At 72.2% G+C, this 15,200-nt stretch carries 2 protein-coding genes; both read left to right on the top strand.

What is annotated here, in order from left to right:
• A partial coding sequence (locus ACIBAD_RS36970; protein WP_398911403.1) for an SDR family NAD(P)-dependent oxidoreductase occupies positions 1-3,456 on the top strand: 3,456 nt, incomplete at its 5' end.
• On the top strand, positions 3,457-15,200 hold an 11,744-nt coding region (locus ACIBAD_RS36965), incomplete at its 3' end, for an SDR family NAD(P)-dependent oxidoreductase (protein WP_398911402.1).

Raw genomic sequence — 15,200 nt, 5'->3', positions numbered from 1 at the left:
GCTGCGCGTCTGGTGGCGGCTCGTGGCCGTCTGATGCAGGCACTGCCTGCGGGCGGTGCCATGGTCGCCATCCAGGCGACGGAGGAAGAGGTTCTGCCGCACTTGACCGAGCTGGTCTCGATCGCCGCGGTGAATGGGCCGTCGTCCGTCGTGGTCTCGGGTGATGAGGCTGCTGCGCTGGCGATCGGTGCGCACTTCGAGGCCGAGGGTCGTAAGACGAGCCGTCTGAAGGTGTCGCACGCGTTCCACTCGCCGCTGATGGAGCCGATGCTGGCCGAGTTCCGGACGATCGCTGAGGGCCTCACCTTCCACACGCCTCGGATTCCGGTGGTCTCGAACGTGACCGGCACCCTTGCCGGCGAGGAGCTGTCCACGGCCGAGTACTGGGTGCGTCATGTCCGTGAGGCGGTGCGGTTCTCCGACGGTGTCCGTTTCCTGGAGGCCGAGGGCGTCTCCCGGTTCTTGGAGCTGGGTCCCGATGGTGTGCTGTCGGCGATGGCGCAGCAGTCCCTCGAAGGGGAGAACGTCCTGACCGTTCCGGCGGTCCGCAAGGACCGCCCGGAAGCTCCGGCGCTGCTGACCGCGCTCGGTCAGCTCCACGTCCGCGGCACCGCCGTCGACTGGACGGCCTTCTTCGCCGGTACGGGCGCCCGCCGCGTCGACCTGCCCACCTACGCCTTCCAGCGCCGGCGCTACTGGACCGAAGCGCAGCGCGCGGGAACCGACCTCGGTGCCGCAGGCCTGGACGCCGTCGAGCACCCGCTGCTCAACGCCGTCCTCGAATCGCCCGCCGACGACTCGGTCGTCCTCACCGGCAGGCTGTCCATCGCCACGCACCCGTGGCTCGCCGACCACGCCGTCGCAGGGACCGTGCTCTTCCCGGGCACCGGCTTCGTCGAGCTGGCCGTCAGGGCCGGTGACCAGGTCGGCTGTGCCCTGATCGACGAGCTGACCATCGAGGCGCCGCTCGTCATGCCCGCGGGCGGCGGCGTTCAGCTCCAGGTCACCGTCGGCGCGCCCGACGAGGCCGATGCCCGGGCGCTGGCCGTCTACTCGCGCCCCCAGCGCGCGGACGCCGACATCCTGTGGACCCGGCACGCCACCGGCCTACTGTCACCGGCCGCGGCCGACGCGGGCTTCGACCTCGGAGCGTGGCCGCCGCCCGGTGCCGAGCCGGTCGTGGTGGACGACCTGTACGAGTCCCTGGCCGCCGGCGGTCTGGAGTACGGTCCGGCCTTCCAGGGCCTGCGCGCCGCCTGGACCTCGGGTGACGAGGTGTTCGCCGAAGTCGCACTCGACGAGGCGCATCTGGCCGACGCCGCACGGTTCGCCCTGCACCCCGCCGTGTTGGACGCGTGCCTGCACGCCGTTGGCCTGCGTACCGGTTCCGACGCCGACCGCTCCGCTGCCCGGCTTCCGTTCGCCTGGACCAGGGTCACCCTTCACGCAGCGGGCGCCGCTCTGGTTCGCGTACGGGTCACACCTGCTGGAACCGAAGGCGTGAGGATCGCCGTGGCCGACGCGGCCGGCCGGCCCGTCGCGTCCGTGGACACCCTCGTGCTGCGCGAGGTCTCCGCGGCGCAGCTCTCCGCCGCCGACGGGTGCGCCCACCACGACGGGCTCTTCCGGCTGGGCTGGACGCCGTTGCCGGCCCCGGCACCGGCCGCCTGCGCCGTCTCGTGGGCGGAGTGGGATGAGCTCGGCGCGGAGGACCCCGTGCCCGCTGTGGTCGTACTGCGCTCCGCACCCGGCAGCGACCCCGATTCCGTGCACGCGGCGGTACAGCGGACGCTGTCCCTCCTGCAGAGCTGGCTGGCGGACGACCGATACGACGAGGCGAAGCTGCTCGTCGTCACCGAAGGCGCGGTGGAGGTGGACGGTTCCGCCGTCACCGACCTGGCCGGCGCGGCCGTCTGGGGTCTGGTCCGCGCCGCGCAGTCGGAGAACCCGGAGCGCTTCCTGCTGGCCGATCTGTCCGACCCCGCGACCGTCCCGGCCGTGGTCGCCCTCGGTGAACTGCAGGTCGCCGTACGGGGCGAGGCGTTCCACGCGGCTCGGTTGCAGCGCGTACCCGTCGCCGCCGAGCCGCTGCCCTCGAGCACCTTCGGCGCCCGGGGCACGGTCCTGCTCACCGGCGCCACCGGCACGCTGGGCCGACTCGTCACCCGCCACCTGGTCACGGAGTACGGCGTGCAGCGCCTGCTGCTGACCAGCCGGCGCGGTATCGAGGCGCCCGGGGCGGCCGAACTGGTCGAGGAACTGACCGCGCGGGGCGTCCACATCGAGGTCGCCGCCTGCGACGCGGCCGACCGCGACGCCCTGGCCAAGGTCCTCGCGTCGGTGCCGGCCGGACACCCGCTCACCGGAGTGGTCCACCTGGCGGGCATGCTCGACGACGGTGTGATCACCGCTCTGACTCCGGAGCGGGTGGACGCGGTGCTGCGGCCCAAGGTCGACGCCGCCCTCAACCTGCACGAACTGACGCAGGAGATCGGAGCGGAACTCGACGCCTTCGTGCTCTTCTCCTCGGCGGCGGGCACGTTCGGTACTCCCGGCCAGGGCAACTACGCGGCGGCCAACGCCTTCCTGGACGCACTCGCCGCCCGGCGCAGGGCGCAGGGCCTGGTCGGCCAGTCGCTCGCGTGGGGTCTGTGGGCCGACGAGGGCGGCATGGCCGGTGGGCTGGACGACTCGGCGCTGCAGCGGATGAACCGCACCGGCGTCGAGGCGCTCTCCGCGGAGCGGGGCATGGCCCTGTTCGACACCGCGAGCAGCCTGGACGCGCCCGTACTGGTCCCCGTACAGCTGGACCTGTCGGCGGCGGACGGCGCGGACGTGCCCGCGCTGCTGCGGGGCCTCGTACGCCGTCCCGCGCGGCGAGCGGCCGGCAACGGCAACGCCGCCGGGCACGCCTCGGCGCTGCGCCGACGGCTGGAGGCCGCCGGAGAGGCGGGGCGCCGCTCGATCCTGCTGGACCTGGTCCGCACTCACGCGGCGGAGGTACTGGGCCACGGGGACGCCGACGGCATCGAACCGGACCGCGCCTTCAAGGAACTGGGCTTCGACTCGCTGAGCGCGGTCGAGTTCCGCAACCTCGTCAACGCGGCCACCGGACTGCGGCTGCCGCCGACCCTCGTGTTCGACTACCCGAACGCCGCGGTGCTGGTGGAACACCTGGAATCCGAGTTCGCACCGGCCTCGGAAACCGACCTCGACGAAGAGCAGGAGATCCGCCAAGTACTGCAGAACATCCCGTTCAGCCGCCTCAGGGACGCGGGGCTCATCGATGCCCTGCTGGAACTAGGGGGAATCCTCGACCGGCGCTCTGGGAGCGCCGACAACGATGACCCCGACGGGCAGCCGTCCATCGACGACTTGGACACCGATGCGCTCATCCTCATGGCGCTCGACGGTCAGGGCTTCGACGATACGACAGAGGAAACGGGAGAACTTTAAATGGCCAGCTCTGACCAGAAGCTTGTCGAGGCTCTTCGGTCGTCGCTGAAGGAGACCGAGCGGCTGCGCGCGCAGAACCGGAAACTCACCGCGGCTGCCCGTGAACCGATCGCGATCGTGGCGATGGCGTGCCGCTACCCGGGCGGTGTCGAATCGCCGGAGGACCTCTGGAAGCTGGTCGCCGACGGTGTGGACGGGATCTCCGAGTTCCCGTCCGACCGGGGCTGGGACACCGAGCGGATCTTCGACCCGAGCGGCGAGCGCGAGAACACCAGCTACATCCGTGAAGGCGGATTCCTGCACTCGGTGGCGGAGTTCGACCCGGCGTTCTTCGGGATCAGCCCGAACGAGGCGCTGATGATGGATCCGCAGCAGCGGCTGCTGCTGGAGACCTCGTGGGAGGCCCTGGAGCGGGCGGGGATAGACCCCGTCTCGCTGCGGGGCAGCTCGACCGGCGTGTTCGCCGGCATGATGTACCACGACTACCCGGCCAACGCGAGCACCGGATCGATCGCCTCCGGCCGCATCTCCTACGCCCTCGGTCTCGAGGGCCCCTCCGTCACCGTCGACACGGCCTGCTCCTCCTCGCTGGTCGCCCTGCACTCCGCCATCCAGTCCCTGAGGTCGGGGGAGTGCTCGCTGGCACTGGTCGGTGGTGTGGCCGTGATGGCCACCCCCGAGACCTTCATCGAGTTCAGCCGCCAGCGCGGTCTGTCCCACGCCGCCCGTTGCAAGTCCTTCGCGGCCGGTGCGGACGGCACGGTGTGGGGCGAGGGCGCGGGCATGCTGCTCGTGGAGCGGTTGTCGGATGCGCGTCGCAACGGGCATCCGGTGCTGGCGGTGGTGCGTGGTTCGGCGGTCAATCAGGATGGTGCGAGCAATGGTCTGACGGCTCCGAACGGTCCTTCGCAGCGGCGGGTGATCAAGGCGGCGCTGGCGTCGGCGAGTCTGTCGACTGCGGATGTCGACCTGGTGGAGGCGCACGGCACGGGCACGACGCTGGGTGACCCGATCGAGGCGCAGGCGCTGCTGGCCACGTACGGCCAGGAGCGTCCGGAGGGGCAGCCGCTGTGGCTGGGTTCGCTGAAGTCGAACATCGGCCACACGCAGGCCGCCGCGGGTGTCGCGGGCATCATCAAGGTCGTCGAGGCGATGCGTCACGGTGTTCTGCCCAAGACGCTGCACCTCGATGGTGACGAGCCCTCGCACCAGGTGGACTGGGAGGCGGGCGACATCGAGCTGCTGTCCGAGGCCCGGGAATGGCCGGAGCTGGGGCGTCCGCGCCGGGCCGGTGTCTCCTCCTTCGGCATCAGCGGCACCAACGCGCACGTCATCATCGAGCAGGCTCCGGATGAGGAGGCCGCCACCGACGCGGTCGAGGAGGGCCCCGCGCCGACGGCCGTGCCGTGGCTGCTGTCGTCGGCATCGGCCGAGGGCCTGGCGGCGCAGGCGGAGCGGCTGCTCGCGCACGTCGAGGAGCGGGAGACCCTGAGGCCGCTCGACATCTCCTACTCGCTGACGACCGGGCGCACCCTGCACGACCACCGTGCGGTCGTCGTCGGCCAGGACCGTGAGGAGCTCCTGCACGGTCTGGCGGCGGTGGCCGAGGGCCGTGGTCAGGCCGTGGGGCGCAGCGCCAAGGGTCGTACGGCGTTCTTGTTCACGGGTCAGGGTGCGCAGCGGATCGGTATGGGGCGTGAGTTGTATGGCGCGTTCCCGGTGTTCGCGGCCGCGTTCGATGCGGTGGCGGGGGCGTTGGATGGGCATCTGTCGCGTGCGCTGCGGGATGTGGTGTGGGGTGAGGATGCCGATGCGTTGAACCAGACGGAGTTCTCGCAGCCTGCCCTGTTCGCTGTCGAGGTGGCTCTGTTCCGCCTGGTGGAGGCGTGGGGGGTCCGTGCGGACTTCCTGGCCGGCCACTCGGTGGGCGAACTGGCTGCCGCGCATGTGTCGGGGGTGCTGTCCCTTGAGGACGCTGCGCGTCTGGTGGCGGCTCGTGGCCGTCTGATGCAGGCACTGCCGTCCGGTGGTGCCATGGTCGCGATCCAGGCGACCGAGGAAGAGGTTCTCCCGCACCTGGTCGATGGTGTGTCGATCGCTGCCGTGAACGGGCCGTCGTCGGTGGTGGTCTCGGGTGACGAGGCCGCTGCGCTGGCGATCGGCGCGCACTTCGAGGCGCAGGGTCGCAAGACCAGCCGTCTCAAGGTCAGCCACGCGTTCCACTCGCCGCTGATGGAGCCGATGCTCGACGAGTTCCGGACGATCGCTGAGGGTCTGGCCTATGGTCAGCCGGCCATCCCGGTGGTCTCGAACGTGACCGGCATCCTCGCGGGTGAGGAACTGTCCACGGCCGAGTACTGGGTGCGGCACGTTCGTGAGGCGGTGCGGTTCTCCGACGGTGTCCGCTTCCTGGAAGGCGAAGGCGTCTCCCGGTTCTTGGAGCTGGGTCCCGATGGTGTGCTGTCGGCGATGGCGCAGCAGTCGCTGGAAGGGGAGAGCGTCCTGACGGTTCCGGCGTTCCGCAAGGACCGCCCGGAAGCCCCGGCGTTGCTGACCGCGCTCGGTCAGCTCCACGTCCGCGGCACCGCCGTCGACTGGACGGCGTTCTTCGCCGGTACGGGCGCCCGCCGCGTCGACCTGCCCACCTACGCCTTCCAGCGCCAGCGGTACTGGCTGCACACCCTGGAGTACCTCGCCGAGTCCTGGCTCGGCACCGAACTCGGCGGCAACCCGGCCTCCATGGGCCTCACTGCCGTGGAGCACCCCGTGCTCGGCGGTGTCGTCACCCTCCCCGAGACCGACGGGCTGGTCTTCACCGCCCGCCTCGGCCTCGACACCCATGCCTGGATCGCCGACCACCACGTACTCGGCTCCGTCCTCCTGCCCGGCACCGGATTCGTCGAGCTGGCGCTGCGCGCCGGCGACCACGTCGGGTGCGACGTCCTGGAGGAGCTCACCCTTCAGGCACCGCTGATCCTGACCCCCGAGACCGGCGTCGTCCTGCGCGTGACCGTCGGTGGGCCGGACCCGGCCGGCCGACGCCCGCTGAGCATCCACTCCCGGGAGGAGTCCGAGGACGCCCCCTGGACGCTGCACGCCGAGGGCCTGATCGGCAGCGGCGCGCAGGCCGCCCCCTTCGACTTCACCCAGTGGCCGCCCGCCGGCGCCACCGCGGTCGACGTCGAGGACGCGTACACCCGGCTGCGTGAGCGCGGCTACGGCTACGGCCCGGTCTTCCAGGGCCTCCAGACCGCCTGGCAGCGCGGCGAGGAACTGTTCGCCGAAGTCCGGCTGCCCGAGACCGCCCACGAGGACGCGGCCCGCTTCGGCCTGCACCCCGCACTCCTCGACTCCGCGATGCACGCCGCCCTGCTCGAGGAGGAGTCGAGCGGAGACGAAACCCTGCTGCCCTTCTCCTGGAACGGCGTCTCCCTGCACGCCGTCGGCGCGACGTCGCTGCGGATGCGCATGGCATCGGCCGGTTCCGACGCCGTGACCCTCGCCGCAGCCGACGAGGCCGGCCGGCCGGTGGTCCACGTCGAGGCCCTGGTCTCCCGGCCGGTCTCCTCCGAGCAGCTCGAACTCGCCCGCTCGGCCGCCCGCCAGCAACACATGTTCCGCATCGACTGGACCCTCCTGCCGACCACCGGCGGCGCCTCCGGCGCCGACGTGGTCGTCTACGACAGCCTCGCCGCCGTCGCCGCAGCCCTCGACTCCGGCGAGACCCTCCCGGAGACCGTCGTCTGGCAGCCCGTGGCACCGTCCGGCGACGTTCTCGCGGACCTTCGATCCGTCGCCTACGAGACCCTCGCCGCCGTTCAAACCTGGCTCGCCGACGAGCGCTACGCCTCCCACCGCCTCGCCGTCCTCACCCGCGGCGCTGTCGCGGTGGCCGACACCGAGGGCATCGACACCGTCCTCGCGCCCGTCTGGGGTCTGCTGCGTGCCGCGCAGGCCGAGAATCCCGGACGGTTCGTCCTCGTCGACACGGACGGCACCGAGGAGTCCGCCCGCGTCCTCGCGGCCGCCCTCGACCGAGGTGAGCCCGAGATCGCGCTGCGCGGCGGCGAGATACGGGCCCCCCGCCTCGCCCGGGCCGCCACCGCGGCACCGCAGGACGGCGCCACCCTGGCCCCCGAGGGCACGGTGCTGGTCACCGGCGGTACGGGTGGTCTGGGCGCGCTCGTGGCCCGCCACCTCGTCGCCGAGCACGGGGTACGCCACCTGCTGCTCACCAGCCGCCGCGGTCTCGATGCCCCCGGAGCCGCCGAACTGCGGGACGAACTCGCCGCACTGGGCGCCCGGGCCACCATCGCGGCCTGCGACGTCTCCGACCGCGACGGCCTCGCCGCCCTGCTCGCCGACATCGACCCCGAACACCCGCTCACCGCGGTCGTACACGCCGCCGGTGTCGCGTACAACGGTGTCGTCACCGGTCTGACGGAGGACGAGTTCGAGGCCGTACTCGCGCCGAAGGCCGACGCGGCCTGGCACCTGCACGAGCTCACCCGCGAACTCGACCTGTCCGCATTCGTACTGTTCTCCTCCGCGGGCGGCACCATCTTTGCCGCGGGACAGGCCGCGTACGCCACCGCCAACGTCTTCCTGGACGCCCTGGCCGTCCACCGCCGGGCCGCCGGCCTGCCGGCCACCTCGCTCGAGTACGGGCTGTGGGGCGTGGACGCCGGCCTCGGCGCGTACCTCGGCGAAGCCGACCTCGTCCGCCTCAAGCGGCAGGGGTTCCCGCCGCTCACCGCGGAGGAGGGCCTCTCCGCCGTGGACGCGGCCCTGTTCGAGGCTCCGGCCTCGCCGGCCGTCCTCGTCGCCCTGCGCATCGACACCACCGCCCTGCGGGCCCGCGCCGGTGAGCTCCACTCCCTGCTGCGCGGCCTGGTACGGACCCCCGTACGCCAAGTGGCGAGCGGACAAGGCGCGGGCGGCGCCTCGGCCCTGGCCGGACGGCTCGCCGGCCGGAGCGCCGACGACCGGGCCCGCGTCCTGCTGGAACTGGTCCGCGGGCACGTCGCCAACCTGCTCGGCTACCCGTCCGGTGACGCCATCGAACCGGACCGAGCCTTCCAGGAACTGGGCTTCGATTCCCTCGCCGCCGTCGAGCTGCGCAACGTGCTCAACGCGGAGACCGGCCTGCGCTTGCCCGCCACCCTTCTGTTCGACTACCCGAACTCCCAGGCCGTCGCCCAGCACATCGACGAGGCCTTCGAGGGCGCCGAGGAGTCGAACGCAGCGGCTCTCGCGCCCGTCGGCGTACGCCACGACGACGAGCCCATCGCGATCGTGTCGATGGCGTGCCGCTACCCGGGCGGCGTCGCGTCCCCCGAGGACCTGTGGAAGCTCGTCGCGGACGGCGTCGACGCCATCGCGGACTTCCCGACCGACCGCGGCTGGGACCCGGACGTCTACGACCCCGAGCCCGGAAAGCCGGGCAAGTCGTACGTGAACCAGGGCGGCTTCCTGCACGACGCGGCCGATTTCGACGCCGGCTTCTTCGGCATCTCGCCCAGCGAGGCCCTCGCCATGGACCCGCAGCAGAGGCTTCTGCTGGAAGCGTCCTGGGAGGCCCTGGAGCGGGCCGGAATCGACCCCGACGCGCTGCGCGGCAGCTCCACCGGCGTGTTCGCCGGACTGATGTACCACGACTACGGGATGGGGCACGGCGGCGGCAGCACCAGCGGCGGCAGCCTCGTCTCCGGCCGTATCGCCTACACCCTCGGGCTGGAGGGCCCGGCGGTCACGGTCGACACGGCGTGCTCGTCCTCGCTGGTCGCCCTGCACTGGGCGATCCAGGCGCTGCGTGCGGGGGAGTGCTCGATGGCGCTCGCCGGCGGCGTGGCCGTCATGGCCACCCCGGAGATGCTCGTCGAGTTCAGCCGCCAGCTCGGTCTGGCCCCGAACGGCCGCTCCAAGTCCTTCGCGGACGCGGCGGACGGCACGGGCTGGAGCGAGGGTGTCGGCATCCTCCTCGTGGAACGGCTGTCGGACGCGCGTCGCAACGGGCACCCGGTGCTGGCGGTGGTGCGTGGCTCCGCCGTCAACCAGGACGGTGCGAGCAACGGCTTCTTCGCCCCCAACGGTCCGTCGCAGCGGCGGGTGATCCGGCAGGCGCTCGCCTCGGCCGGTCTGTCGACGGCGGACGTGGACCTGGTGGAGGCGCACGGTACGGGCACGACGCTGGGTGACCCGATCGAGGCGCAGGCGCTGCTGGCCACCTACGGCCAGGGCCGCGAGGAGGGCCGGCCGCTGTGGCTGGGTTCGCTGAAGTCGAACATCGGCCACGCCCAGGCCGCCGCGGGTGTCGCGGGCATCATCAAGGTCGTCGAGGCGATGCGTCACGGTGTCCTGCCCAAGACCCTGCACGTGGACGCGCCGTCGGAGCAGGTGGACTGGGAGTCGGGTGATGTAGAGCTGCTGTCCGAGGCTCGGGAGTGGCCGGAGCTGGGGCGTCCGCGCCGGGCCGGTGTCTCCTCCTTCGGCATCAGCGGCACCAACGTCCACGTGATCCTCGAGCACCCCGGCGAGGACGAGCGGGTACCGGTCGAAACCGCCGCCACGGGCGTGGCGCCCTGGATCCTGTCCGCCAAGACCGCCGAGGGTCTGGCGGCGCAGGCGGAGCGGTTGCTCGCGCACGTCGACGAGCGCGGGGAGCTGGACCCGCTGGACGTGGCGTACTCCCTGGCGACCGGCCGGTCGCTGCTGGACCACCGTGCGGTGGTGGTCGGTGAGGACCGTGAGGAGCTGGTGCGGGGTCTAGCGGCTGTTGCCGCCGGCCGCGGTGCGGTCTCGGCCCGTCGTTCCACTGGTCGTACGGCGTTCTTGTTCACGGGTCAGGGTGCGCAGCGGATCGGTATGGGGCGTGAGTTGTATGGCGCGTTCCCGGTGTTCGCGGCTGCCTTTGATGCGGTGGCGGGGGAGTTGGATGGTCATCTGTCGGGTGCGTTGCGGGATGTGGTGTGGGGTGAGGATGCGGATGCGTTGAACCAGACGGAGTTCTCGCAGCCTGCCCTGTTCGCTGTCGAGGTGGCTCTGTTCCGCCTGGTGGAGGCGTGGGGGGTCCGTGCGGACTTCCTGGCCGGTCACTCGGTGGGCGAGCTGGCCGCAGCGCATGTGTCGGGGGTGCTGTCGCTCGAGGATGCGGCGCGTCTGGTGGCGGCTCGTGGTCGTCTGATGCAGGCCCTGCCGTCCGGTGGTGCGATGGTCGCGATCCAGGCGACCGAGGAGGAAGTCCTCCCGCACCTGGTCGATGGTGTGTCGATCGCTGCCGTGAATGGGCCGTCGTCCGTCGTGGTCTCGGGTGATGAGGCTGCTGCGCTGGCGGTCGGTGCGCACTTCGAGGCGCAGGGTCGCAAGACCAGCCGTCTCAAGGTCAGCCACGCGTTCCACTCGCCGCTCATGGAGCCGATGCTCGACGAGTTCCGGACGATCGCTGAGGGCCTCACCTTCCACCCGCCTCGGATTCCGGTGGTCTCGAACGTGACGGGCACCCTGGCCACGGACGAGCTGTCCACGGCCGAGTACTGGGTGCGGCACGTTCGGGAGGCGGTGCGGTTCTCCGACGGTGTCCGTTTCCTGGAGGGCGAAGGGGTCTCGCGGTTCTTGGAGCTGGGTCCGGACGGTGTGCTGTCGGCGATGGCGCAGCAGTCGCTGGAAGGGGAGAGCGTTCTGACGGTTCCGGCGGTCCGCAAGGACCGTCCGGAGGCTCCGGCGCTGCTGACCGCGCTCGGTCAGCTCCACGTCCGCGGCACGGCCGTCGACTGGACGGCGTTCTTCGCCGGTACGGGCGCCCGCCGCGTCGACCTGCCCACCTACGCCTTCCAGCGGACCCGCTACTGGCAGGACTCCCTCCCCGGCGGAACCGCCGACCTCGGCGCGGCCGGCCTCGAGCCGGTCGACCACCCGATCCTCAGCGCCGCCCTCGTCTCGCCCGAGAACGACTCCCTCGTCCTCACCGGCCGCCTCGCGGCCAGTACGCAGCGCTGGCTGGCGGACCACGAGGTGCTGGGCAGCGTGCTGCTGCCGGGCACGGCGTTCGTCGAACTCGCCGTACGGGCGGGTGACCAGGTCGGTTGCGGACGGGTCGAGGAGCTGACGCTGCACGCCCCGCTCGTTCTCCCCCAGCGCAGCGGCGTCGCCCTGCAGGTCGCCGTCGGCGCCCCGGAGTCCTCGGGCGCGCGGAGCCTGAGCATTCACTCCCGCTCCGAAGAGGCGCAGGACGCCGAACTGCCGTGGACCCTGCACGCCACGGGTGTGCTCACGGAGCCGGCGGACGCCGCCTCCTTCGACCTCGTCGCCTGGCCCCCCGCGGCCGCGACGTCGATCGACGTCGAGGGCGCGTACGCATGGCTGCGCGAGTCCGGCTACCACTACGGCCCGGTCTTCCAGGGCCTCAAGGCCGCCTGGCGCGACGGCGACGAGCTGTTCGCCGACGTCGAGCTGCCCGAGGCGGCCCACGGCGACGCGGCGAAGTTCGGCCTGCACCCGGCCCTGCTGGACGCCGCCCTGCACGTGAACCTCGTCGCCGCCGACAGCGAGGACGACCGCACGCTGGTCCCGTTCGTGTGGAACGGCGTCGAGCTGCACTCGGCGGGCGGAACCGCCCTGCGCGTCCGCGTCTCCCCCCGGGAGACGGACGGCTCCGGCACCGGTACGGCGCTCTTCGTCGCGGACCGGACCGGCCGGCCCGTCCTCACGGTGTCCTCGCTGGTGGCCCGCGAGGTCTCCGCCCAGCAGCTCGCCGCCGCGGGTAGCGAGCGGAACCAGGGCTCGTACGAGGTCCGGTGGGCCCGCGTTCCCGTCCCCTCGGCGGACGGTTCTCAGGACTCGGGCTGGAGCGTGATCGGCCCAGACGGCGACCTCGTCGACGGCTTCCCGGGCACCCGGTACGCGGACCTGGCGGCCCTCGCGGACCAGGTCGACGCGGGAAGCCCCGCTCCGGAGCGGGTGGTCTACCCGATCTCGGTGTGCGCCGACGGCGATGCGGTCGCGGGTATGCGCGACGGTGTCCACCGCGCGCTGGACGTCGTACAGAACTGGCTCGAGGACGAGCGCTTCGCCGACTCCCAGCTGGTGGTGGTGACCCGCAACGCGGCGCTCACCGGCACGCAGGGAGAGCCCGGCGAGATCTGCGTGGACGCCCTGTCCGTGGCCGCCGTACGCGGTCTGGTGCGGGCGGCGCAGAGCGAGAACCCCGACCGCTTCGCGCTCGTGGACGTGGACGGCTCGGCCGAGTCGTTCCGGGTGCTGGCGGCAGTGGTGGCCGGCGGCGAGTCCGACGTCGCGCTGCGCGCCGGCGAGGCATTGGTGCCCCGACTGGCCCGGGCCGCGGCCGACGCCGCCTCCGACGTCAGCTTCGACCCCGAGGGCACGGTGCTGGTCACCGGCGGCACGAGCGGTCTGGGTGCGCTGTTCGCCCGCCACCTCGTCGCCGAGTACGGGGTACGGCACCTGCTGCTCACCAGCCGGCGGGGGCTCGGCGCTCCGGGCGCCGCCGAACTCCGCGAGGAACTCGGCGCATCCGGTGCGCAGGTCACCGTCGTGGCGTGTGACGTCTCGGACCGTGAGGCGCTGGCCGCCGTGCTGGCGTCGGTGCCGGCGGAGCACCCGCTGACGGGTGTGGTTCATTCGGCCGGTGTCCTGGACGACGGTGTCCTGGGTGCTCTCACGCCGGAGCGGTTCGACACCGTGCTGGCGCCGAAGGCCGACGCGGCCTGGCACCTGCACGAGCTCACCCGCGCCATGGACCTGTCCGCCTTCGTCGTCTTCTCCTCCATCGCCGGCACCTTCGGCGGCGCCGGACAGGCCAACTACACGGCGGCCAACGGCTTCCTCGACACCCTCGCCGCCCAGCGCAGGGCGGCCGGCCTGCCCGCCGTCTCCATGGCCTGGGGTTTGTGGGACACCGGCTTCGGCATGGGCGGTGAGCTGGACGCCGCCTCCGTGGCCCGGCTCAAGCGCCAGGGCTTCCCGCCGCTCTCCGTCGACGAGGGCCTCGCGCTCTTCGACCGGGCGCTGGGCTCCCCGGCCGCGCACGTCGTGCTCCTCCAGCTCGACCTGGCCGCCCTGCGTGCCCAGGCCGCCTCGGGATTCGTCCTGCCCGTCCTGCGCGGCCTGGTCCGGACCCCGGTCCGCCAGGCGGCCCGCTCCGGCGGCGGCGAGTCCTCGCTCGGTGCGCGTCTCTCGGCGCTGCCGGCCAGCGAACGCGGACGGCTGCTGCTGGACCTCGTACGCGGCCAGGTCGCCGAAGTGCTCGGCCACGCGTCCGCCGATGCCGTCGAGGCCGGACGCGCCTTCAACGAGCTGGGCTTCGACTCCCTCGCGGCCGTCGAACTGCGCAACCGTCTCAACGAACTCTCCGGTCTGCGGCTCTCGCCGACCCTCGTCTTCGACTACCCGACCTCTGAAGCGGTCGCCGGCCACTTGGCCGCTGAGCTGACCGGGTCCGTCGAGGGCGGCGACACCTTCGCCGCCACGACGGTGCTGGACGACGACCCGATCGCGATCGTGTCGATGGCCTGCCGCTACCCGGGCGGCGTCGAATCGCCCGAGGACCTGTGGCACCTCGTCGCGAACGGCATCGACGGCGTGACCGAGTTCCCGACCGACCGAGGCTGGGACCCCGACGTCTACGACCCCGAACCCGGCAAGGCGAACAGGACGTACACCCGCGAGGGCGGGTTCCTGCACGACGCCGCGCACTTCGATCCGGCGTTCTTCGGCATCAGCCCGAACGAGGCGCTCTACATGGATCCGCAGCAGCGGTTGCTGCTGGAGGCTTCGTGGGAGGTCTTCGAGCGGGCGGGCATCGACCCGGCGACGCTGCGGGGCAGCTCGACGGGTGTGTTCGCGGGCATGATGTACCACGACTACGCGGACAACAACAACACCGGATCGATCGCCTCCGGCCGTCTCTCCTACGTGTTCGGCCTCGAGGGGCCTGCTGTCACGGTCGACACCGCGTGCTCGTCGTCGCTGGTCGCCCTGCACTGGGCGATCCAGGCCCTGCGCACCGGCGAGTGCTCGATGGCGCTCGCCGGCGGTGTGGCCGTCATGGCCACCCCGGACGTGTTCGTCGAGTTCAGCCGCCAGCGCGGCCTTGCTCCCGACGGCCGCTGCAAGTCCTTCGGGGCGGGTGCGGACGGCACCGGCTGGGGCGAGGGCGTCGGCATGCTGCTCGTGGAGCGGCTGTCGGACGCGCGACGCAACGGGCATCCGGTGCTGGCGGTGGTGCGTGGCTCCGCCGTCAACCAGGACGGTGCGAGCAACGGCCTCACCGCCCCCAACGGACCGGCCCAGCGGCGGGTGATCCGGCAGGCGCTCGCCTCGGCCGGGCTGTCGACTGCGGACGTGGACCTGGTGGAGGCGCACGGTACGGGCACGACGCTGGGTGACCCGATCGAGGCGCAGGCGCTGCTGGCCACGTACGGGCAGGAGCGACCGCAGGGGCAGCCGCTGTGGCTGGGTTCGCTGAAGTCGAACATCGGCCACACGCAGGCCGCTGCCGGTGTCGCGGGCATCATCAAGGTGATCCAGTCCATGCGCAACGGCGTGATGCCCAAGACCCTGCACCTCGACGAGCCCTCGCCGGCCGTCGACTGGGAGGCGGGTGACGTAGAGCTGCTGTCCGAGGCCCGGGAGTGGCCGGAGCTGGGGCGTCCGCGCCGGGCCGGTGTCTCCTCCTTCGGCATCAGCGGTACGAACGCGCACGTCATCATCGAGCAGGTCACCGAGGA

It is taken from the genome of Streptomyces sp. NPDC051109, from assembly GCF_044455885.1.
In the GTDB taxonomy this organism is placed as follows: Bacteria; Actinomycetota; Actinomycetes; order Streptomycetales; family Streptomycetaceae; genus Streptomyces.
Note: the sequence above shows the minus strand (reverse complement) of the source record. Positions and strands in the feature narration are given on the sequence as shown.